Genomic DNA, 24,833 nt, shown 5'->3' with positions numbered 1-24,833 from the left:
GCGGCAATACACCCGCCATGCCTCTGGTTGCGTCAGTAGCCAAGCACAAATTGTGCGGGTTTTTTATGCCCGGTATTTTTTGGGTATGAGGACATTCAGCAAACCCGCCATTGACGTTCCTGCCCAGCTTGAGCTGCTCAAGCACCGCGGATTGAATGTTCAGGACGAGGTTGGCGCCGCGTCTTTTTTGCAATCGGTCAGCTTCTTTCGGCTCACCCCCTATATGCGGCCGTTTCAGCAGCCGGAGGATGTCAACCATCGTTTTCGTGACGGTAGCCAGTTTGAACAGTTAACTCGTCTCTACGACTTCGACCGACAGCTTCGCTTGCTGACCATGGATGCCATCGAGAGAGTCGAAATAGCATCGCGCTCGGCCATCAGCAACCACATGGGGCCCGCCCATGGCAGTCACTGGTATATAAACTCGCAGATGTTCCATCAGATGTTCGATCATCAGCGGCTGCTTACGACGCTGTCCCTCAAACAATCCACAGCCATGCGTCACTTCCAGCGCGAATGCGAGAGCATCGATCGATTGCGCGCGGACGACATGAGAAAACGCCTCCTTAAACGCCAAAGAGCTAAAGAAAGCTACGCCCGTTACTACCCAGCAACCTACGTCCACCCACCTCTTATGCCAGGCTGGGCCATGTTGGAGGAACTGACGCTGGGTGATTTATCCCACTTATATAAGGGCTTGGCGAAAGACGCGGATAAAAAGGCCATTGCCAAGCGCCTGGGACTTGCGGCCCCCCTCATGCAGTCCTGGCTGCACACCCTGACCACCATTCGAAACATGTGCGCCCATCATTCACGACTGTGGAACCGAGAGTTAGGCATTCGTCCCGTACTGCCAAGGAAAGCCAACTTCTTATGGCCGGGACAGCTCTTTCAGCCAGGGCCACACACCCGCATTTTTGCAGCACTCTGCATTCTGAATCACTTGATGCATCAGGTGAGCCCCCACAGTCACTGGGATCAACGCCTGCATCGCCTTATTTACGAATTTCCGGAAGTTAGCCTGAAAGCGATGGGCTTCCCTCTCGATTGGTATCAGGACCCTTTTTGGCATGCGCTTGGAAACAGAACACCCCGCTGCTTCCGGTAGCCTTCGCCAGCCCTTATAGTTGCCCCATTCCCGCTTTATTCGAGACGCCCCATGAGTGAGCCCACGCCGTACATCTTCGACGTCACCAGCGCCAATTTCGACCAGGCCGTGATCCAGAACTCCTTCGAAAAACCCGTGCTCGTGGATTTCTGGGCCGAGTGGTGCGCGCCGTGCAAGGCGTTGATGCCGATGCTGGCGCAGATTGCCCAGAGTTATCAGGGCGAGTTGCTGCTCGCCAAGGTCGATTGCGAGGCCGAGCAGGACATCGTCGCGCGCTTTGGCATTCAAAGCCTGCCGACGGTGGTGCTGTTCAAGGATGGCCAGCCGGTGGATGGGTTTGCCGGGGCGCAGCCGGAGTCGGCGGTGCGGGCGCTGCTGGAGCCTCACGTGAAGATGCCACCACCGGCGGCGGCTGACCCACTGGAGCAGGCCCAGGCGCTGTTTACCGATGGCCGCATCAGCGACGCCGAGGCCGTGCTGGTGGCGCTGCTGGGTGAAGACAACACCAACGCTGCCGCGTTGATTCTATACGCGCGCTGCCTGGCCGAACGCGGTGAGTTGGGTGAAGCCCAAACCGTGCTCGATGCAGTGAAGAGCGATGACCACAAAGCCGCCCTCGCCGGCGCCAAGGCGCAAATCACCTTCCTGCGCCAGGCCGCCGACCTGCCGGACACCGCCGAGCTGAAAAGCCGCCTGGCGCAAAACCCGCAGGACGACGAAGCCGCCTATCAACTGGCCATCCAGCAGCTGGCGCGCCAGCAGTACGACGCGGCGCTGGAAGGCTTGCTCAAGCTGTTTATCCGCAACCGCAGCTACAGCGAAGGCCTGCCGCACAAGACCTTGCTGCAGGTGTTCGAGCTGTTGGGCAATGATCACCCGCTGGTGACCGTGTACCGCCGCAAGTTGTTCGCCGCGCTGTACTAATCGCCGATCCAACTGTACAGCGGCGTATCCCCGCCGCTGGCCACCTTGACCTTGGCGCTATGGCGCAGGCGCACCAACAGGCGCTTGCCCGCCGCGGCATCCCCCGCCAAACCTTCCAGTCGATCAAGCAGTTCCAGGCCGCTGAGTTGCCCGGCGTTGCGCAACAGGTCCTGGGCGTTCTGCCACAGATCATCGTTCGGCTTGACCGGCGCTGCCGGCGCGGCGGTCGCGCTTGCCACTGGCGTCGCCTGCAGCTGCGCGCCGAGTCGTGCCCAATCGCCGTCGTCCAGCTCCAGGGTCAAGTCCACTGGCAGGTCGCCGATGGTTCCACGAATTCGCAACATCGTCCTTACTCCTGCATTTTTTCTGACGAGCATGCTCCCATGCGGCTTGCGCAACGCCAAGCGGGCGGTCAAACTCTCGGCACTATTGTTATAAGATCACATAACAAAACTTTCATCTCCTGGAGCTTTCCCATGCGCCGTCTGTTGCTTGCTTTGCCGTTTGCCCTGTTGCCACTCGCCATCGCTCACGCCGCTGACGAGCATGACCACGATCACGAACACGGCAGCCTCGGCGCCCACGAGCATGGCGTAGGCCGCCTTAACGCGGTACTCGACGGCCAGGCCCTGGAGCTTGAACTGGACAGCCCGGCGATGAACCTGGTGGGCTTCGAACACCTCGCCACCAGCGCAGCCGACAAAGCCAAGGTCGCCGCCGCCCGCAAACAGCTGGAGAACCCACTGGCCCTGTTCAACCTGCCCAAGGCCGCGGGTTGCGTGATCAGCTCCCAGGAACTCAACAGCCCGCTGTTCGGCGACAAACCTGAAGCCGACCACGACGACGATGATGACCACGACGCCAAAGACGGCGCCCACGAGCATCATCACGATCACAGTGAAATCCACGCCCACTACCAATTCACCTGCGCCACGCCGACCGCCCTGGGCAACCTGGACCTGACCCAGGTGTTCAAGACCTTCCCCGCCACCCAGAAAATTCAGGTACAACTGATCGGCCCGAGCGGCCAGCAAGGTGTTGAAGCGACGGCCACAGCAGCCACCCTGAAGTTCTGAGTGCCCATGACCCACCCATTGATCGAACTGTCTGACCTGGGCTTTAACTGGCCCGGTCACCCACAGTTGCTGGACATCCCCGCGTTCCGCCTGGAAGCGGGGGAAACCCTGTTTCTCAAGGGGCCGAGCGGCAGTGGCAAAACCACCTTGCTCGGCCTGCTCGGCGGTGTGCAGAAGCCCAGCCTGGGCAGTATCCGCCTGCTCGGCCAGGAGCTGACCGAACTTTCGGCCGGCGCCCGGGACCGCTTTCGCGTTGACCACACCGGCTATATCTTCCAGCAGTTCAACCTGCTGCCGTTCCTGTCGGTGCGCGAGAACGTCGAGCTGCCCTGTCACTTTTCCAAGCTGCGCGCGCAACGGGCAAAGCTGCGCCACGGCAGTGTCGACACAGCCGCCGCCACATTGCTGGCGCACCTGGGCCTGAAGGATAAGGACTTGCTGGAGCGCCGCGCCGACTCGCTGTCCATCGGCCAACAGCAACGGGTGGCCGCCGCCCGTGCGCTGATCGGCCAACCGGAGTTGGTGATCGCCGACGAGCCCACCTCGGCCCTGGACTACGACGCCCGCGAAGCCTTCATTCGACTGCTGTTCGCCGAATGCCGCGAAGCCGGCGCCAGCCTGTTGTTTGTCAGCCATGACCAGAGCCTGGCGCCGCTGTTCGACCGTAACCTGTCGCTGGCCGAACTCAATCGCGCCGCCACGCCCGCAGAGGTTTGAGATGTATCTGTTTCGTCTAGCCATGGCCAGCCTGGCTAACCGCCGCTTTACCGCGATCCTCACCGCCTTCGCCATCGCCTTGTCGGTGTGCCTGCTGCTGGCGGTGGAACGCGTGCGCGTTGAGGCGCGCAACAGTTTCGCCAGCACCATCAGCGGCACCGACCTGATCGTCGGCGCCCGCTCCGGTTCGGTCAACCTGCTGCTGTACTCGGTGTTCCGCATCGGCAACGCCACCAACAACATTCGGTGGGACAGCTACGAGCACTTCGCCGCCAGCCCCCAGGTGAAATGGGCGATCCCGATTTCTCTCGGCGACTCCCATCGTGGCTACCGCGTCATGGGCACCAACGAATCCTACTTCGAGCACTACCAGTACGGGCGCAAGCAAAACCTGGAACTGGCCAGCGGCCGCGCCTTCGCCACCGACCCGTTCGAAGTAGTACTCGGCGCCGAAGTCGCCGATGCCCTGCACTACAAGCTCGGTGACAAGCTGGTGCTGGCCCACGGCGTGGCGGTGGTCAGCCTGGTAAAACACGATGACAAACCGTTCACCGTGGTCGGTATTCTCAAGCGCACCGGCACGCCGGTGGACCGCACGCTGCATATCAGCCTCGGCGGTATGGAGGCGATCCATATCGATTGGCACAACGGCGTACCGGCCCAGGGCAAAGGCCGCATCAGCGCCGACCAGGCGCGCAACATGGACCTCACCCCGCAAGCCATCACGGCCTTTATGCTCGGCCTGAACAACAAGATTTCCACCTTCGCCCTGCAGCGGGAGATCAACGAATTCCGTGGCGAACCGATGCTGGCGATCCTGCCCGGCGTGGCGCTGCAAGAGCTGTGGAGCATGATGGGCACCGCCGAAAAAGCCTTGTTCGTGATCTCGCTGTTCGTGGTGTTGACCGGTTTGATCGGCATGCTCACGGCGATCCTCACCAGCCTCAACGAACGCCGCCGCGAAATGGCGATCCTGCGCTCGGTGGGCGCGCGGCCGTGGCATATCGCAACCTTGCTGATTTTCGAAGCCTTCGCCCTGGCCCTGTCCGGCGTGATCGCAGGCGTGGGCTTGCTGTATGTGTGCATCGCCGCATCGCGCGGGTATTTGCAGGCCAATTACGGCCTCGACCTGCCGATGTCGTGGCCCAGCGAATATGAATGGACCCTGCTCGCCGGTATCCTGGCGGCAGCGCTATTGATGGGCAGCGTGCCCGCCTGGCGCGCCTACCGACAATCCCTGGCCGATGGGCTGTCCATACGTTTATGAGGAAGGCTTCGATGCGTCGCGCTCTGTTTGCGTTATTGCTGCTGGTGGCCGTGCCGGCCTGGGCGGAGGACCAGCCCAGGGATTTGTCCTGGCAGGAGATGATCCCGCCGGACGCGCCACCGGAAATCCCCAACATGAAACCGCTGCACGACCTGTCGAACATGGCCGATGCCTTGTCCGTCGAAGCGGCGCCAGCGGCCAAGCAGGATCTGCCCAATGCGCCGGTGGTGCAGAGCCTCGATGGCCAGCACATCCGCCTGCCCGGGTATATCGTGCCGCTGGAAGTCAGTGAAGAAGGCCGCACCACCGAGTTCCTGCTGGTGCCGTATTTCGGCGCGTGCATCCATGTGCCGCCACCGCCATCGAACCAGATCGTGCACGTGAAAAGCGAACTCGGCGTGAAACTCGATGAGCTCTACCAGCCGTACTGGATCGAGGGTGCGATGCAGGTCAAACCGTCCACCAGTGAACTGGCCGACGCCGGCTACCAAATGGATGCCGAGAAAATTTATATCTACGAACTGCCGGAATAACGCTGATCGCCCTTTCATTGAGCTGAGTCAACAGACCGGACGGAACGATCTTTACCATTGGACGTACAACTTCTAAACGTCCTCTGGAGCTCCCATGAACAAGTCTCTGCTCGGCGCGTCCCTCTTCGCCCTCGCACTCGCCGCCCCTGCCGTCCACGCTCACGAAGCGGGCGACATTCTGATTCGTGCCGGTGCAATCACCGTGAACCCGAAGGCAGACAGCGGCACCGTCAAAGTTGACCAGGGTCCACTGGCCGGCGCCAACCTGGGCGGCAAGGCGACCATGAGCAGCGACACCCAGCTGGGTTTGAACTTCGCCTACATGCTCACCAGCCATGTCGGTATCGAACTGCTGGCGGCCACGCCGTTCGAGCATGACGTGAAGCTTAAGAACACCGCCCTCGGCGCCGCCAACGGCAAGCTCGGTACGCTGAAACACCTGCCGCCGACCCTGAGCGTCGTGTACTACCCACTGGACAATAAATCCCCGTTCCAGCCGTACGTAGGCGCCGGTATCAACTACACCTGGATCTACGACGAACACGTCGGCAGCCGCGCCTCCGAAGCCGGTTTCAGCAACTTCAAGGCCGAGAACTCCTGGGGCTGGGCTGCGCAGATCGGCGCGGACTACATGATCAACGACAAGTGGATGATCAACGCCCAGGCGCGTTACATCGACATCAGCACCAAGGCCACCGTGGAAAACAACGCCGTGGCGCCTGGCACTCGGGCCAAGGTCAATGTGGACGTGGACCCGATGGTTTACATGGTGGGTATCGGCTACAAGTTCTAAGCAACACTGCATAACCAATGTGGGAGGGGGGCTGCTGTAGTGAGGGGGCTTGTCCCGCGCTGGGTGCACCGCGGTCCAATGGGACTGCTGCGCAGTCCGGCGCGGGGCAAGCCCGCTCACTACAGCAATCCCCCTCCCACATTTGGTTTTGTATTGAGTCAGCTGTGGCGGTAGAACCGGTCCAGCAATGCCGGTAGCCCCGCCCGCCACGCCCGCGGCTTGATGCCGAAGGTGTGGAGGATTTTCTTGCAGGCCAGCACCGCATGCTGCGGTTCGTCTGCTGCATCCGGCCGTGCCGCGTGGGCCTGGGCGGTGGGCGCTTCGATGGCCAGCGCATGGTAGCTGCGCGCTTCGGTGAGGATCGCCTGGCCCAGCGCCAGCGGCGTGGTCGCCTCATGCCCGGCGTAGTGGTAAGTGCCCCACAGCGGCGCCGCGCAATCGAGTTGCTTGAGCACCGAGATGATCACCCGTGCGGCATCGTCCACCGGCGTCGGGTTACCGCGGCGGTCGTCCGCCATCAACAACTCATCCGGTTTCTCGGCCCGGGCCAGGAAGCGCCCGAGGGTGCCGTCGACGCTGTCATCCAACAGCCAGCCAAAACGCAACAGCACATGTTGCGGGCACGTCGCGCGCACGCTCTGTTCGATCCGCCATAACGCCTGGCCGCGCAGGCCCAGGGGCACCGGCTCGTCCTTTTCGCTGTAGGCGGTGGCGCGGGAGCCATCGAACACGCGGTAGCTGGACGGTTGCAGCAGGGTAATGTTGTGGTGCTGGCACAGTTCAGCCAGGCGCTCGATGGCGAACTCCTGGGCGGCCAGGCGGGTTTCGCTGACGGCTTCGGCCTGGAACCAGTCGAAATAGTAGGCGAGGTTGATCAACGCATCGGGACGGGTGTCGTCGAGCAATTGGGTGAGGCTTGCGGCATCCCAGCCGTCTTGGGGCGGTTTGGGTGCGAGGAAACCAATGTCTTCCTCTGCACCGAGGCGAATCAGCGCCTGCCCGAGGGCATTCCCGCCGCCCAGTAACATAAGGCGCATTCGCATAGATTGAGCAGGCCCGGTCTGTTTGGAACGATGGTTATGGTCGGCAAGCCCGTGAGGCGTGCCGTAGGTTTATTCCAGAATCGTTGCATTTTGCGGGTTTGTAGCGCAACCGTCACGGATAAAGTGCGGGGTTGCAACTTGTTGGAGTGGGCTGCATAACTTAGGCATGAACCTTCCTGAATCAACCGACACGGTCTTGAACGGCTTCCACCCCGCCGTCAGCACCTGGTTCCGCCACACCTTCCCTTCGGTGACCAGCGCCCAGGCCCAGGCGTGGCCGCTGATCCGCCAGCGCCGCTCGACGCTGATCGCAGCGCCCACCGGCTCCGGCAAGACGCTGACGGCGTTCCTCGCGGTGCTCGATGACCTGGTTCACCAGGGCCTGGCCAACGGCGGGCAACTGCCGGACGAGACGCTGGTGGTGTATGTGTCGCCGCTCAAGGCGCTGTCCAATGACATCCAGATCAACCTGCAAACCCCGCTGGCCGGGATCACCGAGCATTTGCAGCGCCTGGGCCTGCCGCCACTGGTGATCCGCACCGCCGTGCGCACCGGCGATACCCCGCAGAAAGACCGCGCACAGATGCGCAAGCGCCCGCCGCATATCCTGGTGACCACGCCGGAATCGCTCTACGTGCTGCTGGGCTCGGACTCCGGCCGGCAGACGCTGGCCAGCACGCGCACGGTGATCGTCGATGAAATCCACGCCATCGCCGCCAGCAAACGCGGCAGCCACCTGGCCTTGAGCCTGGAGCGCCTGCAAGGCTTGTGCGCCGAGCCGCTGACCCGCATCGGTCTGTCGGCCACGCAAAAACCCATCGAAGCGGTGTCGCGCTTTCTGGTGGGCACTGAGCGAACGTGCGACATCGTCGACATCGGCCATGCCCGCCCCCGTGACCTGGATATCGAAGTGCCCCCGGTGCCGCTGTCGGCGGTGATGGCCAACGATGTCTGGGAGCTGGTCTACGACCGCCTCTCCGCCCTTGCCCGTGAGCACCGCACCACGCTGATCTTCGTCAACACCCGGCGCCTGGCCGAACGCCTGGCCCGGCACTTGAGCGAGCGCCTGGGCAAGAGCGCCGTCGCCGCCCACCACGGCAGCCTGGCCAAGGAGATGCGCCTGGACGCCGAGCAACGGCTCAAGGCCGGCGAGCTGCAAGTGCTGATCGCCACAGCGTCCCTGGAACTGGGGATTGATATCGGCGATGTCGATTTGGTGTGCCAGATCGGTTCGCCGGGCTCCATCAACGGCTTTCTGCAACGGGTGGGCCGCTCCGGGCATCAGGTCGGCGGCACGCCCAAGGGGCGCCTGTTCGCCACCACCCGCGACGATCTGATCGAATGCGCCGCCCTGCTCGATTGTGTGCGGCGGGGAGAACTGGACACCTTGCAGATCCCGGTGGCGCCCCTGGACGTGCTGGCCCAGCAGATCATCGCCGAGGTCAGTGCCCAGGAGTGGCCGGAGCAGGCCCTGCTTGACCTGATCCACCGCGCCGCGCCCTACGCCGCCCTGGATGAACGCCACTATCAGGCGCTGCTGCAGATGCTCGCCGAGGGCTACAACGGGCGCCAGGGTATCCGCAGCGCGTACCTGCACCGCGATGCCCTGACCCGCACCCTGCGCGGTCGCCGTGGCGCCAAGCTGACCGCCGTGACCAGCGGCGGCACCATCCCCGACAACGCCGACTACAGCGTGTTGCTCGAACCCCAAAGCCTGAACATCGGCAGCGTCAACGAAGACTTCGCGGTGGAAAGCATCGCCGGGGATATCTTCCAGCTCGGCAATACCTCCTACCGCATCCTGCGGGTCGAAGCCGGCAAAGTGCGGGTCGAAGACGCCCATGGCCAGCCGCCGACCATTCCGTTCTGGCTCGGCGAAGCGCCGGGGCGCAGCAATGAGTTATCCGCCGCTGTCGCGCGTTTGCAGGGGCAACTCGACACCCTGCTCAGCGCCAGCCCCGGCGACCTGCAACCGGCGCAAGAGTGGCTCACCGGCACCCTTGGCCTGAACCGCGCCAGCGCCGAACAGATCCTCGACTACCTGGCCCGCGCGCGCCTGGCCCTCGGCGCGTTGCCGTCCCAGGACACGTTGATCATGGAGCGGTTTTTCGACGAATCCGGCGGCACCCAGTTGATCATCCACACGCCGTTCGGCAGCCGCATCAACCGCGCCTGGGGCCTGGCCTTGCGCAAGCGTTTTTGCCGCACCTTCAATTTCGAATTGCAGGCGGCAGCCAGCGAAAATGCGATCGTGCTGTCGCTGTCCACCAGCCACAGTTTCGAGCTGGATGAGGTGTGGCGTTACCTCAACAGCAACAGTGCCGAACACCTGCTGATCCAGGCGGTGCTGGATGCGCCGCTGTTCGGCGTGCGCTGGCGCTGGAACGCCGGCGTGGCCCTGGCGCTGCCGCGCTTTACCGGTGGGCGCAAGGTGGCGCCGCAGATCCAGCGCATGAAGAGCGAAGACCTGATCGCCAGTGTGTTCCCCGACCAGATCGCCTGCCTGGAAAACCTCGCCGGTGAACGCGAAGTACCCGAGCACCCGCTGGTGGAACAAACCCTCGATGACTGCCTGCACGAAGCCATGGACAGCGACGCCTGGCTTGCCTTGCTGCGGCGCATGGAGCGCGGCGAAGTGCGCTTGATCAGCCGCGACCTGCCGGCGCCCTCGCCCATGGCCGCCGAAATCCTCAGCGCGCGCCCCTACACCTTTCTCGACGATGCACCGCTGGAAGAACGCCGCACCCAGGCCGTGCTCAACCGTCGTTGGAGCGACCCACAGAGCACCGACGACCTGGGCGCACTGGATGCGGACGCCATCGCCGGCGTGCGCGAAGAGGCCTGGCCGGCGCCCCATGGCGTGGATGAAATGCATGAGGCACTGATGAGCCTGGCGTGCATCGCCAGCCACGAAGTCACGGCGCAATGGGCCGAGTGGCTGAACGCCTTGGCCAAGGCTGGCCGCGCCTTTCAGTTGTCCAATGGCCTGTGGGTCGCGGTGGAGCGCCTGGGGTGTTTGCAGGCGATCTACCCCAACAGCTTGCCGTTGCTCCCCGGCTTCGATGAGCCCTGGACCTTTGACGACGCGCTGGTGGAACTGCTGCGTGCGCGCCTGGGTGGCTTCGGCCCGCAGAGCATTATCGAGATCGCCGCGCCACTGGCCTTGCCGCTGGCCGACATCACCCAGGCACTGGCCCGCCTGGAACAGGAAGGCTACGTGCTGCGCGGTCGCTTCAGCCCCGGCGCACTCGAGGAACAATGGTGCGAACGGCATCTGCTCGCACGCATTCATCGCTACACGGTCAAGCGCCTGCGCCGGGAAATCGAGCCGGTGGCGCTGCAGGATTTCATGCGCTTCCTGTTCGATTGGCAGCATCTGTCCGATAGCACACGTGGCCAGGGCAGCGCGATGCTGCCGCAGATTGTCGGCCAGTTCGAAGGCTACGCCGCCGCCACGTCGGCCTGGGACAGTGACCTGCTCAGTGCGCGGCTCAAGGATTACTCATCGACCTGGCTCGACGAGCTGTGCCGCAGCGGCAAGCTGGTGTGGACGCGCTTGAGCAACAAGTCCGGCGCCATCGCCCTGCGCAGCACGCCGGTGGTGCTGTTGCCGCGCAGCCAGGTGGCATTGTGGAGCGGGCTCACCGAACCCACCGATAGCACGACGCTGTCGCCCAAGGCGCAGAAAGTCCACCTGGCCTTGCGCGAACACGGCGCGCTGTTTTTCGATGAGCTGGTGCACGAAGCCCATCTGTTGCGCAGCGAACTGGAAACCGCCTTGCAGGAACTGGTCGGCGCCGGCCTGGTGAATGCCGACAGTTTTGCCGGGTTGCGCGCACTGACCACCCCGGCCAGCAAGCGCCAGGCGCGCAGCAGTCGGCGCGGGCGTGGGGCGTTTATCGGCGGCATGGACGATGCCGGACGCTGGGCGCTGATTCGCCGCCCATCGACCGCCGCCGGCCCGCACTCGGCCGAAACCCTGGAACATGTGGCGATGACCTTGCTGCGCCGTTATGGCGTGGTGTTCTGGCGTTTGCTGGAGCGCGAGGCGGATTGGTTGCCGAGTTGGCGCGAACTGCTACGCACATTCCATCGGCTGGAAGCCCGGGGTGAGATTCGCGGCGGGCGGTTTGTCAGCGGGCTGGCGGGTGAGCAGTTTGCGCTGCCGGAGGCGATCCCATTGCTGCGCGAGGTGCGGCGCCGCCCCCATGACGGGAGTTTGATCGCCGTGTGCGGGGCTGACCCGCTGAACCTGGTGGGCACACTGTTGCCGGGCAGCAAGGTGCCGGCGGTGAGTGGGAATCGTGTTGTGTATCGGGATGGTGTGCCGGCGGCGGTGATGATCGCCGGCAAGCAGCAGGTGTTGCTGGAGGTGGATCAGCAGGCGGTGCAGGAGAAGTTGATCAGGCATTGAATTTGAGGGCCTCATTGAGGCCTGGGCTGCTCCGTCAACACCACCGACGCCGGCACCTCTTCATCCGGCTCATCCACCTGGGGTGTACGCTTGGGCAACAAAACCTGCTGTGGATAAGTCTGCGCGAAGTGCACCTCATCACAGTTATCCACAAGCTTTTTCAAACGCTGGTTGAACGCACGGCTCACCGCATATTGCCCACCCGACACGGTACGGAACTGCGCCGTGAGCACCACGCCATTAAGGTCCATCTTGTCGACGCCAAACACCTCCAGCGGCCCTTGCAGGTTGTACTTGAGGAACACATCGTCGCGGATCGACTGCCCGGCCTCGCGGATCAGTTCCACGGCCTTGTCCACATCGGTGTCGTAGGTGAACTGCACCGAGAAGAACGCATAGGCAAATTGCCGCGACTGGTTGGTGACCGCCTTGATCTGCCCGAACGGCACCGAATGCACAAAGCCCTTGCCGTCGCGCAGGCGCAGGGTACGGATGGTCAGGCCTTCGACGGTGCCGGCGTGGCCGGAATCAAGCACCACCCAGTCGCCGATGGACAAGGTGTCTTCGATGATGATGAACAGGCCGGTAATCACGTCCTGCACCAATTGCTGGGAGCCGAAACCAATCGCCAGGCCGACCACACCGGCCCCCGCCAGCAACGGCGCGACGTTGATGCCCAGGTTGGCCATGGTGGTGATTGCGCAGATCACCACCAGGATGATTTTCACCGCATTGCGCAGCAGCGGCAGGATGGTCTTCACCCTTGTGCTGGGCTGGCGATTGGAGCGTTTGTTCACCGGCGGTTTCAGCGCTTCCTGGATCGCCGTGTCGAGCACCACCCAGAACAACCAGGTCATCAGCAGGATCAGGCCGATGCTGCTGAGGGAATCGCTGATCGCGCGTCCCACCGAGTTGCGCTGGGCAAATTCGAACAGCGACACGCCCCAGATCCGCCCGAGTATTTCGATAAAGGCGATGGCCATGACAATGCGCAGGATCGCGTGCAACAGGCTGAGAAAACGCTCCTTGTAGGCACTGCTGCGCTGGATAGCCACCTGGCTGCGGGACTTGAACAGGTGTTGCAGCACCGTGCTCAGGAATACCGTGCCGATCAACAGAATCGTGGTGAACAGCGCGCAGCGCAGGGCTTTCTGGTTGTCGTCGCCGGCGCCGATCAGGTTGATCGCCGAGACCAGCACCATCAACAGGATCGGCCAGTACCAAAGGCCGGAAAATATCCGCAGCGACTGCTGCAACGCCGGGTGTTTCAGGCGCTGGGCCAGCGGTCGATTACGGATCAGGTGGGCCACCGGGCGGCGCAGGCGCACCACCAGCACGCCAAAGATCACCGCCGCGAACAGGCCGGTAAACACCGCGATACTGCTGGTGATATTGCCCCCGAGCTGGCGGGCGATCTGCGGACTGGTCAGGGCGTCGCTGAGGGCGGCGAGGAAGCCGATCAGGAACAGCGGCTTGGGGCAGTAGTCGCGAATGATCTGCACCGCCGGCCGCTTATGGCCGACGTTGAACATCACAATCACGCACAGCAGCATCGACGTGGAGAAGATGCCGCTGCTGGTCGCATAGGCAAAGCACAGCGCCAGTGCGCGACCTATGGACGTGGGCAGGAAGTGACTGACATAGAGCGTCAGCGGCAGGCAGATCAGCGCCGGGATCGTGTAGGGCACCACATAACCCAGCACGCCTTGCAGGCGCCCCCGCCGTTCGATGAAAGGACGACGACTCAGGCGCAGCACGATAAACCGCCCCAGCAGCGTCAACCCAACGAAGGCACCGACCCACACCCCGGACAGCAGCAGGAAGTCGCCGGCCACGCTCCACGGCGAACGCTCCGACGTCTGGTCAACCAACCGGCCGACCTCATCTGCCGCGCGGTCCGCGCGCAGGCGCCAGGCATCAACAAGGTTCTGATTGAGGTCGAGCTTGTTCTGCACATCATCGATGCTGGAACTGATGGCACCGAGCAATCCGCCCTCTACCAGCAACTCCGGTTTGGCCGGTGCTTCGGCTTCCGGCGCGGTGGCAGCGGCGTACAGTGCGCCGCTGCCGCAGAACAGCAGCGCGCCGAGCAGTAATGCAGTCTTTAGATTCAGCAAAACACCGGGCTCCTTCAGAAGGGTCTGTAAGGAACTGACGAATTTGAGCACTGATCGTTCCCCTGTTTCAGCATCTTTGCCGCTTGGGCAACTATCAAATGCGGCCTGCATGCCGGGGTGAGGCGTGGTGGCCTTCGGCACAGTTTTGAACCTGCACCGTCTGTAGGACGGTGGAAACTTTCGCGCAAATTGCACGGTCATCCCAAAACGGAGGTCAATCGACCCACATCGACGGGAGTAACCATGACGGCGATTCATATCGGCATTTCCGGCTGGCGCTACACGCCTTGGCGGGGGGATTTCTACCCCGAGGGGCTGACCCAGAAACGCGAGCTGCAGTTTGCGTCACGGGCCGTCAACAGCATCGAGATCAACGGTTCGTTCTACGCGCTGCAAACTCCCAAGCGTTACGCCGAGTGGTATGCCCAGACGCCTGAAGACTTCATGTTCAGTGTCAAGGCACCGCGCTACATCACGCATATCCTGCGCCTGCAGGATGTGCACAAGCCGATGGCGAACTTCTTCGCCTCCGGAGTGCTGGAGCTGAAAGACAAACTCGGCCCGATCCTGTGGCAGTTTCCGCCCAGCTTTAAATTCGATCCGCTGCTGTTCGAAGCCTTCCTCGCCGAATTGCCCACCGACACCCGGCAGGCCGCCACCCTCGCCCACCAGCATGAGCCGCGCCTGAACGGCAAGGCCAGCCTGCAGGCCCACGGCAAGCGCGCCCTGCGCCACGCGGTGGAGATTCGTCATAACAGTTTTGCGGTGCCGGAGTTTGTGCAGATGCTGGATAAGCACGGCGTGGCGTTGGTGGTGGCAGACACCGCCGGCAAGTGGCCGTATCTCGAAGATGTTACCGCCAACTTCATGTACTTGCGTTTGCACGGCGACAAGCAGCTGTACGCCAGCGGTTATACCGATGAAGCCCTCAAGCGCTGGGGCGATCGCATCGAACGTTGGGCCCACGGCAAGCAACCGGCCGATGCGCACCTGGCCGCCCCGCAGCACAAACCGCGCGCCCGCAAACAGCGGGATGTGTTTTGCTTTTTCGACAATGACATCAAAGTGCGTGCGCCCTTCGATGCACGCCACTTGCTGCAGCGTTTCGGGCTGGACAGGCAGCTTTCCACCGAGCCCGGCAAGTTGCCTGAACCGGAGGTGTTGCCATGACGCATCCGGAATGGGTCCCCATTACGCCCACCGTCGCCATCACTCGCTTCACGGTGCTGACGGTCAATATCCACAAGGGCTTCACCGCCTTGAACCGACGCTTCATCCTGCCCGAGCTGCGTGAAGCGGTACGCAGTGTGGGCGCTGATATGGTGTTCCTGCAGGAAATCCACGGCACCCACGAGCGCCATCCCCAGCGCTACAGCGACTGGCCGAACATGCCGCAGTACGAGTTCCTCGCCGACAGCATCTGGCCGCAGTTCGCCTACGGGCGCAACGCGGTCTACCCCCATGGCGACCACGGCAATGCGTTGCTGTCGAAATTCCAGATCGTGAGTTACGACAACCTCGACATCTCCCAAAGCGGCCATGAAAACCGTGGCCTGTTGCATTGCGTGCTGCGCTTGCCTGGCACCGGACAGGAAGTGCATGCGATCTGCATCCACCTGGGCTTGCGCGAGGTGCATCGCCAGCAGCAATTGCGCTTGCTGGAGCAGCGTATCAGCGAGATCCCGGCGGATGCGCCGTTGGTGGTTGCCGGCGATTTCAATGACTGGCGCCAACGCGCCGACCTCAGCCAAAGCGGCCTGCAGGAAGTATTCATGCAGGCCCACGGTAAACCCGCACGCACCTTTCCGGCACGCCTGCCGCTGCTGGCACTGGACCGCATCTATGTGCGCAATCTAAAGATTCATCACCCCAAGGTGCTGACCACCCGTCCCTGGTCCCATCTGTCAGACCACGTGCCCTTGTCGGTGGAGATTGAACTATGAACATTGCCGTTGAGCACATTTCTACCGACCAGCCGCCGGATGAAGCCAAGGCTCGCGACCTCGATTACGGCTGGCAGCCTGACAACCGGCTCGAGTTGCTGGAGAACGGCGAGGCGTACTTTCCCAAAGTATTCGACGCCTTGCGCGGGGCGCAGCGGGAGATCCTGCTGGAGACCTTTATCCTCTTCGAAGACAAGGTCGGCCATGAGCTGCAACGCATCTTGATCGACGCAGCGCAGCGTGGAGTCAAGGTGGTGGTCAGCCTGGATGGCTTTGGCTGCGGCGAACTGAGCCGCGCTTTTCTCGGCGAATTGGCCCAGGCCGGGGTGGCCGTGCAGATGTTTGACCCGGCGTCCAAGACCCTGGGTATTCGCACCAACTGGTTTCGCCGCCTGCACCGCAAGATCGTGGTAGTGGATGCCACCGTGGCGTTTATCGGCGGGATCAATTTTTCTGCCGATCACCTGGGGGATTTCGGCCCCGAGGCCAAGCAGGATTACGCGGTGCAGGTGATAGGCCCGGCGGTGGCCGACCTGCATCATTTCGCCCTCGCCCAAAGCGGCCGCCAGGTGCGTACGCGGCGCGGTTGGCGACGGCGCCAGCGACGGCCATCGCCTTGGCCGACCGATACAGGCGAGGGCCTGGTGCGCTTGATTTACCGCGACAACCTGCAGCACCGCGACGACATTGAAGAGGCCTACATCCATGCCTTGAGCAAAGCCCGGGAACGCGCGGTGATTGCCAATGCCTATTTCTTCCCCGGTTACCGCCTGCTGCGTGAGATCCGCAATGCGGCGCGCCGTGGCGTGAAGGTGCAATTGATCATGCAGGGCCAGCCCGATGTGCTGCTGGCCAAGCTGGCCGCGCGCATGCTCTACGACTACCTGCTCAAGGATGGCGTGGTGATTCATGAATATTGCCAGCGCCCGCTGCACGGCAAAGTCGCGCTGGTGGATGACGAGTGGAGCACCGTGGGTTCGAGCAACCTCGACCCGTTAAGCCTGTCGCTGAACCTGGAGGCCAACGTGCTGATTCGTGACCGGGCGTTCAATCAGCAACTGTACAAACGCCTGGACGTACTCGCCAAGGAGCATTGCCAGACCATGCCGGAAAACCGCAAGCCGCGCCTGTGGCTATGGCGACTGACCGTCGGTTTCCTGGTGTTCCATGTGATGCGCCACTTCCCCGCGCTGACCGGCTGGTTCCCGGCGCACAAGCCACGGTTGAAACCCTTCGAGGCTCGAACCCATGACATCTGAAGCCAACGGTTCACGCTTAAAGCGCTGGAAGAAACCGCTGACCGTGGCGTTCTTCCTGTTGCTGATCGTGCTGTTCACCCTCCTCGCAAGGCGTATCGACTGGAGCGAAGTGTTCCACACCCTGGGCGATTTCAAGCTGCGCACCCTGCTGATCGCGGGCACGCTGACGTTATGCAGCTTTATCGTCTACGCCTGCTTCGACTTGATCGGCCGCACCTACATTCGCCAACCGCTGCGCTGGAAGCAAATCCTGCCGGTCGGAATCATCAGCTATGCGTTCAATCTGAACCTGAGTGCCTGGGTCGGCGGAATCGCCATGCGCTATCGGCTGTATTCGCGGCTGGGGGTGAGCACTGGCAATATCGCCAAGATTCTCGGGCTGAGCCTGGCCACCAATTGGTTCGGTTATATGGCATTGGCCGGGGTGGTGTTCAGCAGCGGCCTGGTGACCATGCCGCCGGGCTGGAAGCTCAGCAGCGGCGCCCTGCAGGGCGTGGGTGTGCTGTTGGTGCTGGCGAGCCTGGGCTATCTGGCGGCGTGCCAATTCTCGACAAAGCGTGCATGGTCGATTCGCGGCATCGAGATCAACCTGCCGTCGCTGCGCATGGCGTGCCTGCAGTTGGCATTGGGCGCGTTGAACTGGTCGCTGATGGCCGCGGTGATTTTCACCTTGTTGCCCGCCAAGCTGGACTACCCGCTGGTGTTGGGCGTGCTGCTGATCAGCGCGATCGCCGGTGTCATCACCCATATCCCCGCCGGGCTCGGGGTGCTGGAAGCGGTGTTTATCGCACTGCTGCAACATGAAGCGTCGCGCGGCAGTTTGCTGGCCGGGCTGATCGCCTATCGGGCCATTTACTTTATCCTGCCGCTACTGATCGCCCTGGTGATGTACCTCGGTGTCGAGGCCAAAGCCAAGGCACTACGGGTGAAGAAAACACCAGCATGATCGCGTTACTGGGACTGGATGATGCTCAACCGTTCCCCCACTACCATCTCGGTGATCCAGTCCACCAGGATCGAGGTGTAGGCCTGTTGTGACACTGGATCGCTCAGGGAGTGGTCGGCACCATCGATGATGCGGTGCGTCAGGGAGTGCGTGTGCTGGCACGCCGCGCGGTAGCTCATGATGGTGGCGTGGGGCACATGGTCATCGGTTTCCGATTCGACAATCAGCACATCACCGGTAAATTGCGCGCAGGCCTGCAGTGCGCGGTTGGTTTCGGCGTGCACCAGCGTACTGCGGTAATCCATCAGGTCGGCCTTATCGAGGTCACGCTTGGGCTTGAGCCATTCCTGGTCGCGGTACAACGCAGGCACGCGCAGCGCCAGCCAGCGCACCGGGCGCAATGAGGTGAGAATCGCCGCCAGATAGCCGCCATAGCTGGTGCCCACCACCGCCACCGCCGAGGTGTCGATGGCCGGGTGCGAGAGCAGTCGGTCGTAGGCCGCCAGCAGATCGCGCAGGTTGTCTTCACGGGTGACGCGGGACAACGGGATACCTGTGCCCGCGTGGCCACGCAGATCGAACGTCAGGCACACGCATCCCAGCCCGGCGATACCTTTGGCGCGCTCCAGGTCCCGCTCCTGGCTACCGCCCCAGCCGTGCACGAATAACACCCCCGGCACCTTCGATTTGGGGCTGAGGAACGTGCCGCTCATCTGTTCGTCGTCGATGTCGATCGCAATGCTTTCGCTTCTAGCCGTCATAAGATTTAACCGTCACGTACTTGAGAAGAAAGTCGCTGTGTTCCGCCGGGCCTCGGTACACCTCGATAGCATCCGCGGGCAGCGCCTGGTCCACGTAGGTTTCTACCGAAGACACCTGAATGGCCTTGAGGCCCGGGTGGTTGATAAAGCTCTGCAGCGCCGCGACTTCCGCGCTGCTGGCGCCCCCCATGCGCCAGGATTGTTCAAGCACACCACTGCGCCGCTGGCCGTCGCTGTCCAGGCCCTGGGCGATATCGTAGTTGCGCCGGGACGCGTAGAAACCCGGGTAAGCCTCATCGGCGGCCGCGTCGAAGACCTGGGCTTGCTCGATGGCTTGGCGCACGTCGCCGGGCAGCTCGAGCTTGAGCAAATCGTCATAACCGCCAGGCACCACCAGCAGGTTGGAGCCACCGTAGACCTCCTCGCCCTGTCCGTCCTGGGTCAGGTATTGCTCGCCGCAGTAGCTGATGACGTGATCGCCGATAAAACTCTGGCCCACACTATGGGTGACCACATCGTGCAGGTCTTGTTCCAGCACGACGCCTTCGCTGAACATCCGGGCCGCTTCGGGGCGCGCCAGCACGGCCTCGAACTCATCCAGGCTGTGGATAACTTCCTGGCCGCGCCCGGCGCAGGCATGCACCGGTTTCAGGCGGATCGGCCCGCTGTAGAGCAAGCGTTTGGCGGCTTCCTGTGCATCGTTGAACGCAAATACGCTCAGGCCGTCCAGCACAACGTCGCGCACGCGCTCGCAGAACAAGGGCGACCAGCCTTCGGGGGCTGCAGCGTCCGGGCCCAGCAGGCCGTGACTGATGGCTTTGGTGCCGATGAAATCATGCTCCACATAACCGCCCCACAGGTCTTCGGGGCCCTTGATATCAAGGGCCCGCGCCTGTGCAGGGCCAATCAGCGTTTGCGTGGGAAGCAGGTAGCGCTCACGGCCGGCGTGTTTGCGTGGATCGTAATCACCGCCGTACTTGAGCCCAAGGATTTGTGCCAGCCAGCGCGCAAGGGCTCGGTTGGTTTCGACTTCATGCCGGGGAGCGCCCTCTCGCGTGGAGTGAGCGACTACCCATTTCTTGCGTTGAGTCGGGGTCATGCATCCCCCTTGGCCATCCCGCCATGTGTGTGGGTGGAAGGTTGCAGGGATCAGGCCAAGGCAGGTTCAAAAGTGATGCCTTTGAAATCAATCGCTTGCGCAAAAAGCGATAGCAGTTGGCCTGTATTATTCTGCACGACACCACCTTGACCGTGGGGCGTTCTGCACGATTCACACGCCAAAACGGCTGCGGTAATCACTGGGTGCCAAACCGGTGATCTTCTTGAAGGTGGCGCGAAACGCACCAGGGTCCTGATACCCCACGGTCCAGGCGATGTGGTCGATGGTGGCGGTGGTGAACTCCAGCATTTGCCGCGCCTTGCCGACACGTAAATGCTGGCAGTATTCGGTGGGTTTCAATCCCGTGGCACTGCGAAAACGCCGTAGGAACGTGCGTTCTTCCAACCCCGCCTCTTGCGCCATGGCGGCCACGGACACATCCACCGCGCCACTGGCTTGCAACCAATGCTGGACCTTGAGGATGGCCGCATCGCCATGGCTGAGGATCGGCGCAAAGTTGCTGCCGCACTGGCTGGCACTGTCGCTGTGCTCGATCACCAGGAAACGCGCGGTATCGGCAGCGACGCTGGGGCCCATCAGGCGGTCGACCAGGCGCAGGCCCAGCTCGGACCAGGCCATCAGCCCGGCGGTGGTGATCAGGTCGCCGTCATCGACGATCGGTTTATCCGCCTCAAGGCGTACAGCCGGATAACGGGTCGCGAAGGATTTGGCTGAGGACCAATGGGTGGTGGCGCTGCGCCCGTCCAACAGACCGCTGCGCGCCAGCAGGATCGAACCGATGCACACGCCACCGAGCACGGTGCCTGCAGCGTGTTGCTGGCGAATCCACTCGAGCAGTGCGGGCGGCGCCTGGTCTTCGGTGAACTCGCCGATTGAAGGCGGCACCAGCACCGCCATCATCGGTTGCTCAGGCCCTGGGTAGCTGTCGAATACCCGCGTGGGTGTGCCATGGCCATCTACCTGCCAGTGGCTCACCCGCAGCAACGGCAGCTGTGCGGATTGATGCTCGGCGGCGATCCGGTTGGCGACACCGAACAGATCGGTCAGCCCATGCACCGCTGCCAACTGCGCCCCCTGGTAGATCAACACGCCCAGCTCAACAACCGCCATTGTCAGTTTTCCCCCTGTTATTGTCGGTGCAGCCAATCCCCCGCTCCGGCGCCAGCTAACATACTGGCCCCATCAACCCATCACGAGGCAATACCCATGGCCAAGCAAGCGCTCATCCTAATCGATATCCAGAACGACTACTTCCCTCAAGGCAAGTGGCCGCTCGATGGCGTGGACGCCGCCGCGGACAAGGCTGCGCAGGTGCTCCAGGCGTTTCGCCAGAACGGGGATGCAGTGATTCATGTGCGCCATGAGTTCACGTCCGAGGATGCACCGTTTTTCACGCCGAACTCTGAGGGTGCCTATTTGCACCCCAAGGTGCTGAACGAGGGCAGCGAGCCGGTGGTGCTTAAACATTTCGTGAATGCGTTCCGCGAAACCCCTCTACGCGCCCTTCTGGAACAGCGCAGCATCACCGAACTGGTGGTGGTCGGCAGCATGAGCCATATGTGCATCGATGCGGTGGTGCGGGCCGCAGCGGACCTGGGCTACAAGGTCACGGTGATTCATGACGCATGTGCCACCCGCGATCTGGAGTTCAATGGGCAGGTGATTCCGGCGGCGCAGGTGCATGGCGCGTATATGGCGTCGTTGGCATTTGGCTATGCGGGCGTAGTGTCAGCGGATGAGTATTTGAAGGCGCAGGCAGCAGCGGCGTAAGCGCTGCTTGCTTCTGTGCCGTCAGCGGGTCGCGATGATAAACAGGCGCGGGAAGGGCAGTAATACGGTGCCATCGCCTAGTGCTGGATAAGCCTGTGTAATCCGCGCCTGGTATTCCTGTAGGAAAGCGGCTTTTTCGCTATCGGTCAGTGGCGCGAGAAAGGGTCGCAAGCCCGAGCCCTTGAACCACTCCACCACAGCGGCATGATCCGCCAGCGGGTGCTGGTACGTGGTGCGCCACACATCCACGGTACTGCAGTGTTGGCTCAGCAACTCGTAGTAGTAGCTCACCGAGTGGCGCTCATTGTGTTGGAACGCGCCGATCTTTGCCGCCCATGGGCCATCTGCCGCCACTTCGCGTGCCAGCCGGTGGGCGGGTTCATTGAGGTTGTCTGGGGTTTGTACGGCGAGCGTGCCGCCAGGCGCCAACTGGTCGACCAGATGCGGATAGAGCGTGGCGTGGTTTGGCAGCCATTGCAGCGAGGCGTTGGCGAGGATCACGTCGAATGTCTGCGACGGACTCCAGGCACCGATGTCCGCCAGCTCAAAGTTCAGCGCGGGCAGGCGCTTGCGGGCGTCGACCAGCATGTCGTCGGAACTGTCCAGGCCCGTCACCTGCGCCTGCGGGAAACGCTCGGCCAATACCTGGGTGGAGTTGCCGGGGCCGCAACCCAGGTCCACCGCTGTGTGCACCACGGTATTCGGAATGGCCGCGACCAGGTCACGGACCGGACGAGTGCGTTGTTGTTCAAACATCGTGTATTGCTTGGCAGACCAGGTCATCGCGGCTCTCCTTGTTCTGTGGAAGTGGGTTACAGCCTAAATCGAGTGGCCCCCGGAGACAAATGCCAGGGCCGGCGATCGTTCCATCCCGTCATTTAATCCGTTGCGGGTGCAGCTTCATGCATCACGAAATTACAAAAAAGCCCCGAGAGCAGGGCTCACGGGGCTTTTTGGGAAAGCTATACGGATTGCGCCGAGCGATATCCTAGAACGGAATATCGTCATCAAAGCTGTCGAAATCCGGAGCCGGTTGCGGAGCGGCCTGTTGCGGTGCTGGACGCGACTCACGCTGTGGCTGCTGGCTTGGCTGCGGACGCGTCTGCTGTGGACGCGGTGCCGAGTTGGACATACCGCCCTGGCCTTGTTGGTCGCCCTGTGGACGGCCGCCCAGCAGTTGCATGGTGCCTTGCATGTCGACCACGATTTCAGTGGTGTAACGCTTGATGCCGTCTTTTTCCCACTCGCGGGTTTGCAGCTTGCCTTCGATGTAGACCTGCGAACCTTTGCGCAGGTATTCACCGGCGATCTCTGCGACCTTGCCGAACATCGACACACGGTGCCATTCGGTTTTCTCGACCTTCTGGCCGGTCTGCTTGTCGGTCCATTGTTCGCTGGTCGCCAGACTCAGGTTGGTCACGGCGTTACCGTTAGGCAAGTAGCGAACTTCGGGATCCTGGCCGCATGTACCGACCAATATGACTTTGTTAACCCCACGGGCCATAACGTTCTCCTATGCTGGGCGCGCTGTCGGCACTGGGTTGACCAGTTGCTCGAGCGTCGCGCGATCCAATAATTCGGTGTCCAATTTGATGTAAATGGCCGCCTCTTCAGCGACCACGACTGCATCTGTTACCCCTACGACTGCCTTCAGGCGCTCTACCAGACCGCTTTCACGGATCGCCTCAGGCGATAGCGGCAAACGCAGGCTTGTGACGTAGGGAGGTTCGCGCATGGTAACAGCAAAGGCCAACCAAAGTGCAGCCAGCCCGGCGCATCCGAGGAACACAACCGACAAACCGCCATGCTGGAACATCCAGCCGCCCATGATGCCGCCCAGCGCCGAGCCAAGGAACTGGCTGGTGGAATACACCCCCATCGCCGTGCCTTTGCCGCCGGCCGGTGAAACTTTACTGATCAGCGAAGGCAATGAAGCCTCCAGCAGGTTGAACGCGGTGAAGAACACCACCGTGCCAATAACCAGCGCCCGTAGGCTGTCGCCGAACTGCCAGAAGAATAGTTCAGTGAGCATTAATGTCGCGACGGCACCGAGCAAAACTCGTTTCATTTTGCGTTTCTTCTCGCCATAGATGATGAACGGGATCATGGCGAAGAACGAAATCAGCAGTGCGGTGAGGTAGACCCACCAGTGCTGTTCCTTGGGCAGCCCGGCTTTTTCCACCAGCGCCAGGGGCAAGGCGACGAAGCTGCACATCAGCATTGCGTGTAAGACGAAGATACCTAAATCCAGGCGCAACAGGTCCGGGTGCTTGAGCGTCGGCAATAGCGCCTTGCGTGCGACGCCCGACTCACGGTGCTGCAACGTGCCGGTGGAGCGCGGCACCATAAAGGCCACGATCACGATCCCGAACAACGCCATGCCGCCGGTGGCAAGGAACAGGCCGTGCAAGCCAAAGGCACGCGTCAGCAATGGGCCCACGACCATGGCCACGGCGAACGACAGACCGATGGTCATGCCGATCATGGCCATGGCCTTGGTGCGGTGTTGCTCACGGGTCAGGTCGGACAGCAGCGCCATGACGGCAGCGGAAATCGCCCCGGCACCTTGCAGTATGCGTCCGGCGATCACGCCCCAGATCGAATCGGATTGTGCCGCGAGCACGCTGCCGAGGGCGAAGACAATCAGCCCGAGGTAAATCACCGGGCGCCGGCCAATCCGGTCGGAAATGATTCCGAACGGGATCTGAAAAATCGCCTGGGTCAGGCCATAGGCGCCAATCGCCAGGCCGATCAGTGCGGGGGTCGCGCCTGCCAGATCCATTCCATAGGTCGCCAGTACCGGCAACACCATGAACATGCCAAGCATACGGAACGCGAACACCAGGGCCAGACCGCTTGCTGCTCGGGTCTCGCCGCTACTCATGCGTTCGCTGTGGGGATCGTGCATGGAAAAACCTCGTGTGAACCGGCGGCGATTCTACCAGTCCCATCGATTGAGAGGGTATATGCGGCGCTTTGCCGCGCAGCTTTCATGTAAGGCTGCACCCGGCACTTTGACAGTGTATATTCATCCAGTCTTTA

At 62.3% G+C, this 24,833-nt stretch carries 22 protein-coding genes; 13 read left to right on the top strand and 9 right to left on the bottom strand.

The annotated features are described in order from the left end of the window. Positions 1 to 85 precede the first annotated feature (85 nt). Both PspCFBP13509_RS10055 and trxA read left to right on the top strand, forming a co-directional pair. Complete coding sequence (locus PspCFBP13509_RS10055; RefSeq protein ID WP_137211980.1) at positions 86 to 1,108, top strand: Abi family protein; 1,023 nt, start codon at positions 86 to 88, stop codon at positions 1,106 to 1,108. 51 nt (positions 1,109 to 1,159) lie between these two features. Beyond that, on the top strand, positions 1,160 to 2,032 hold the full coding sequence (gene trxA / locus PspCFBP13509_RS10050; RefSeq protein ID WP_065925136.1) for a thioredoxin: 873 nt from the start codon (positions 1,160 to 1,162) through the stop codon (positions 2,030 to 2,032). Here trxA and PspCFBP13509_RS10045 read toward each other — a convergent pair. Then, the gene (locus tag PspCFBP13509_RS10045; RefSeq protein WP_065946590.1) at positions 2,029 to 2,376 is read right to left on the bottom strand and encodes a hypothetical protein; all 348 of its coding nucleotides are present in this window, start codon (positions 2,374 to 2,376) and stop codon (positions 2,029 to 2,031) included. The genes trxA and PspCFBP13509_RS10045 overlap by 4 nt on opposite strands. Before the next feature lie 132 nt (positions 2,377 to 2,508). Here PspCFBP13509_RS10045 and PspCFBP13509_RS10040 point away from each other — a divergent pair, with 132 nt between their 5' ends. From PspCFBP13509_RS10040 to PspCFBP13509_RS10020, 5 genes are all read left to right on the top strand, one after another. After that, positions 2,509 to 3,108 carry a DUF2796 domain-containing protein gene (locus PspCFBP13509_RS10040; protein ID WP_137211979.1) on the top strand — a complete coding sequence of 200 codons (600 nt, stop codon included), beginning with the start codon at positions 2,509 to 2,511 and terminating at the stop codon, positions 3,106 to 3,108. Positions 3,109 to 3,114: 6 nt separating this feature from the next. Next, positions 3,115 to 3,825 (top strand): ABC transporter ATP-binding protein, encoded by a 711-nt coding sequence (locus PspCFBP13509_RS10035; protein WP_065925133.1) that lies wholly within the window; start codon positions 3,115 to 3,117, stop codon positions 3,823 to 3,825. Between the two features lies 1 nt (position 3,826). Then, positions 3,827 to 5,092: an ABC transporter permease gene (locus tag PspCFBP13509_RS10030; protein ID WP_027605183.1), complete on the top strand. Its 1,266-nt coding sequence runs from the start codon at positions 3,827 to 3,829 to the stop codon at positions 5,090 to 5,092. A gap of 11 nt (positions 5,093 to 5,103) precedes the next feature. Further along, complete coding sequence (locus tag PspCFBP13509_RS10025; protein WP_074847751.1) at positions 5,104 to 5,625, top strand: DUF3299 domain-containing protein; 522 nt, start codon at positions 5,104 to 5,106, stop codon at positions 5,623 to 5,625. Positions 5,626 to 5,719: 94 nt separating this feature from the next. Continuing rightward, positions 5,720 to 6,418 (top strand): OmpW/AlkL family protein, encoded by a 699-nt coding sequence (locus tag PspCFBP13509_RS10020; protein ID WP_065925131.1) that lies wholly within the window; start codon positions 5,720 to 5,722, stop codon positions 6,416 to 6,418. Positions 6,419 to 6,576: 158 nt separating this feature from the next. On the opposite strand, the gene PspCFBP13509_RS10015 is transcribed toward PspCFBP13509_RS10020, so the two are convergent. Then, entirely contained in the window at positions 6,577 to 7,461 is an 885-nt protein-coding gene (locus tag PspCFBP13509_RS10015) for a sugar nucleotide-binding protein (protein WP_027605180.1), read from the bottom strand. A gap of 166 nt (positions 7,462 to 7,627) precedes the next feature. Between PspCFBP13509_RS10015 and PspCFBP13509_RS10010 the strand changes: the two genes are divergently transcribed. Further along, positions 7,628 to 11,875 (top strand): DEAD/DEAH box helicase, encoded by a 4,248-nt coding sequence (locus PspCFBP13509_RS10010; protein ID WP_137211978.1) that lies wholly within the window; start codon positions 7,628 to 7,630, stop codon positions 11,873 to 11,875. Between the two features lie 11 nt (positions 11,876 to 11,886). Here PspCFBP13509_RS10010 and PspCFBP13509_RS10005 read toward each other — a convergent pair whose 3' ends face one another. Continuing rightward, the gene (locus PspCFBP13509_RS10005; RefSeq protein WP_137211977.1) at positions 11,887 to 13,992 is read right to left on the bottom strand and encodes a mechanosensitive ion channel family protein; all 2,106 of its coding nucleotides are present in this window, start codon (positions 13,990 to 13,992) and stop codon (positions 11,887 to 11,889) included. A 243-nt stretch (positions 13,993 to 14,235) separates the two neighbouring features. Here PspCFBP13509_RS10005 and PspCFBP13509_RS10000 point away from each other — a divergent pair, with 243 nt between their 5' ends. The 4 genes from PspCFBP13509_RS10000 to PspCFBP13509_RS09985 are packed head-to-tail and all read left to right on the top strand — an operon-like array spanning position 14,236 to position 18,140. Continuing rightward, positions 14,236 to 15,162 (top strand): DUF72 domain-containing protein, encoded by a 927-nt coding sequence (locus PspCFBP13509_RS10000; RefSeq protein WP_137211976.1) that lies wholly within the window; start codon positions 14,236 to 14,238, stop codon positions 15,160 to 15,162. Next, positions 15,159 to 15,935: an endonuclease/exonuclease/phosphatase family protein gene (locus PspCFBP13509_RS09995; RefSeq protein ID WP_065925127.1), complete on the top strand. Its 777-nt coding sequence runs from the start codon at positions 15,159 to 15,161 to the stop codon at positions 15,933 to 15,935. Before PspCFBP13509_RS10000 ends, PspCFBP13509_RS09995 begins: the two co-directional genes overlap by 4 nt. Further along, positions 15,932 to 17,194: a cardiolipin synthase ClsB gene (gene clsB, locus PspCFBP13509_RS09990; RefSeq protein WP_137211975.1), complete on the top strand. Its 1,263-nt coding sequence runs from the start codon at positions 15,932 to 15,934 to the stop codon at positions 17,192 to 17,194. The genes PspCFBP13509_RS09995 and clsB overlap by 4 nt, the downstream gene beginning before the upstream one ends. Then, positions 17,184 to 18,140 carry a lysylphosphatidylglycerol synthase domain-containing protein gene (locus tag PspCFBP13509_RS09985; RefSeq protein ID WP_065925125.1) on the top strand — a complete coding sequence of 319 codons (957 nt, stop codon included), beginning with the start codon at positions 17,184 to 17,186 and terminating at the stop codon, positions 18,138 to 18,140. The genes clsB and PspCFBP13509_RS09985 overlap by 11 nt, the downstream gene beginning before the upstream one ends. Positions 18,141 to 18,145: 5 nt before the next feature. Here the strand turns inward: PspCFBP13509_RS09985 and PspCFBP13509_RS09980 are convergent, their stop codons facing one another. The 3 genes from PspCFBP13509_RS09980 to PspCFBP13509_RS09970 form a co-directional block, all read right to left on the bottom strand. Next, positions 18,146 to 18,901, bottom strand: coding sequence for an alpha/beta hydrolase family protein (locus tag PspCFBP13509_RS09980; RefSeq protein ID WP_027605173.1), 756 nt, complete (start codon positions 18,899 to 18,901; stop codon positions 18,146 to 18,148). Further along, complete coding sequence (locus PspCFBP13509_RS09975; protein ID WP_137211974.1) at positions 18,891 to 20,000, bottom strand: DUF3182 family protein; 1,110 nt, start codon at positions 19,998 to 20,000, stop codon at positions 18,891 to 18,893. The genes PspCFBP13509_RS09980 and PspCFBP13509_RS09975 overlap by 11 nt, the downstream gene beginning before the upstream one ends. Before the next feature lie 171 nt (positions 20,001 to 20,171). Further along, positions 20,172 to 21,131 (bottom strand): GlxA family transcriptional regulator, encoded by a 960-nt coding sequence (locus tag PspCFBP13509_RS09970; protein WP_065925359.1) that lies wholly within the window; start codon positions 21,129 to 21,131, stop codon positions 20,172 to 20,174. A 96-nt stretch (positions 21,132 to 21,227) separates the two neighbouring features. On the opposite strand from PspCFBP13509_RS09970, the gene PspCFBP13509_RS09965 reads away from it, so the two are divergent. Beyond that, a complete protein-coding gene (locus PspCFBP13509_RS09965; protein WP_065925358.1) occupies positions 21,228 to 21,791 on the top strand; it encodes a cysteine hydrolase family protein in 564 nt (187 codons plus the stop codon). Between the two features lie 21 nt (positions 21,792 to 21,812). Here the strand turns inward: PspCFBP13509_RS09965 and tam are convergent, their stop codons facing one another. The 3 genes from tam to PspCFBP13509_RS09950 form a co-directional block, all read right to left on the bottom strand. Then, positions 21,813 to 22,574 (bottom strand): trans-aconitate 2-methyltransferase, encoded by a 762-nt coding sequence (gene tam, locus PspCFBP13509_RS09960; protein ID WP_065925357.1) that lies wholly within the window; start codon positions 22,572 to 22,574, stop codon positions 21,813 to 21,815. Between the two features lie 205 nt (positions 22,575 to 22,779). Further along, positions 22,780 to 23,295, bottom strand: a complete 516-nt coding sequence (locus PspCFBP13509_RS09955; RefSeq protein ID WP_065925356.1) for a single-stranded DNA-binding protein — start codon at positions 23,293 to 23,295, stop codon at positions 22,780 to 22,782. A gap of 9 nt (positions 23,296 to 23,304) precedes the next feature. Next, positions 23,305 to 24,699, bottom strand: coding sequence for an MFS transporter (locus PspCFBP13509_RS09950; RefSeq protein WP_015886131.1), 1,395 nt, complete (start codon positions 24,697 to 24,699; stop codon positions 23,305 to 23,307). Between the last annotated feature and the right edge of the window lie 134 nt (positions 24,700 to 24,833).

Source organism: Pseudomonas sp. CFBP13509 (assembly GCF_005233485.1).
GTDB lineage: Bacteria > Pseudomonadota > Gammaproteobacteria > Pseudomonadales > Pseudomonadaceae > Aquipseudomonas > Aquipseudomonas marginalis.
This window is presented reverse-complemented; position numbering and strand designations above follow the sequence as displayed.

What these genes read in the sequence shown, in the direction of transcription:
- PspCFBP13509_RS10055 (WP_137211980.1), top strand. Translation starts at nt 86, where the DNA reads ATGAGGACATTCAGCAAACCCGCCATTGACGTTCCTGCCCAGCTTGAG.
- trxA (WP_065925136.1), top strand. Translation starts at nt 1,160, where the DNA reads ATGAGTGAGCCCACGCCGTACATCTTCGACGTCACCAGCGCCAATTTC.
- PspCFBP13509_RS10045 (WP_065946590.1), bottom strand. Translation starts at nt 2,376, where the DNA reads ATGTTGCGAATTCGTGGAACCATCGGCGACCTGCCAGTGGACTTGACC.
- PspCFBP13509_RS10040 (WP_137211979.1), top strand. Translation starts at nt 2,509, where the DNA reads ATGCGCCGTCTGTTGCTTGCTTTGCCGTTTGCCCTGTTGCCACTCGCC.
- PspCFBP13509_RS10035 (WP_065925133.1), top strand. Translation starts at nt 3,115, where the DNA reads ATGACCCACCCATTGATCGAACTGTCTGACCTGGGCTTTAACTGGCCC.
- PspCFBP13509_RS10030 (WP_027605183.1), top strand. Translation starts at nt 3,827, where the DNA reads ATGTATCTGTTTCGTCTAGCCATGGCCAGCCTGGCTAACCGCCGCTTT.
- PspCFBP13509_RS10025 (WP_074847751.1), top strand. Translation starts at nt 5,104, where the DNA reads ATGCGTCGCGCTCTGTTTGCGTTATTGCTGCTGGTGGCCGTGCCGGCC.
- PspCFBP13509_RS10020 (WP_065925131.1), top strand. Translation starts at nt 5,720, where the DNA reads ATGAACAAGTCTCTGCTCGGCGCGTCCCTCTTCGCCCTCGCACTCGCC.
- PspCFBP13509_RS10015 (WP_027605180.1), bottom strand. Translation starts at nt 7,461, where the DNA reads ATGCGAATGCGCCTTATGTTACTGGGCGGCGGGAATGCCCTCGGGCAG.
- PspCFBP13509_RS10010 (WP_137211978.1), top strand. Translation starts at nt 7,628, where the DNA reads ATGAACCTTCCTGAATCAACCGACACGGTCTTGAACGGCTTCCACCCC.
- PspCFBP13509_RS10000 (WP_137211976.1), top strand. Translation starts at nt 14,236, where the DNA reads ATGACGGCGATTCATATCGGCATTTCCGGCTGGCGCTACACGCCTTGG.
- PspCFBP13509_RS09995 (WP_065925127.1), top strand. Translation starts at nt 15,159, where the DNA reads ATGACGCATCCGGAATGGGTCCCCATTACGCCCACCGTCGCCATCACT.
- clsB (WP_137211975.1), top strand. Translation starts at nt 15,932, where the DNA reads ATGAACATTGCCGTTGAGCACATTTCTACCGACCAGCCGCCGGATGAA.
- PspCFBP13509_RS09985 (WP_065925125.1), top strand. Translation starts at nt 17,184, where the DNA reads ATGACATCTGAAGCCAACGGTTCACGCTTAAAGCGCTGGAAGAAACCG.
- PspCFBP13509_RS09980 (WP_027605173.1), bottom strand. Translation starts at nt 18,901, where the DNA reads ATGACGGCTAGAAGCGAAAGCATTGCGATCGACATCGACGACGAACAG.
- PspCFBP13509_RS09975 (WP_137211974.1), bottom strand. Translation starts at nt 20,000, where the DNA reads ATGACCCCGACTCAACGCAAGAAATGGGTAGTCGCTCACTCCACGCGA.
- PspCFBP13509_RS09970 (WP_065925359.1), bottom strand. Translation starts at nt 21,131, where the DNA reads ATGGCGGTTGTTGAGCTGGGCGTGTTGATCTACCAGGGGGCGCAGTTG.
- PspCFBP13509_RS09965 (WP_065925358.1), top strand. Translation starts at nt 21,228, where the DNA reads ATGGCCAAGCAAGCGCTCATCCTAATCGATATCCAGAACGACTACTTC.
- tam (WP_065925357.1), bottom strand. Translation starts at nt 22,574, where the DNA reads ATGACCTGGTCTGCCAAGCAATACACGATGTTTGAACAACAACGCACT.
- PspCFBP13509_RS09955 (WP_065925356.1), bottom strand. Translation starts at nt 23,295, where the DNA reads ATGGCCCGTGGGGTTAACAAAGTCATATTGGTCGGTACATGCGGCCAG.
- PspCFBP13509_RS09950 (WP_015886131.1), bottom strand. Translation starts at nt 24,699, where the DNA reads ATGCACGATCCCCACAGCGAACGCATGAGTAGCGGCGAGACCCGAGCA.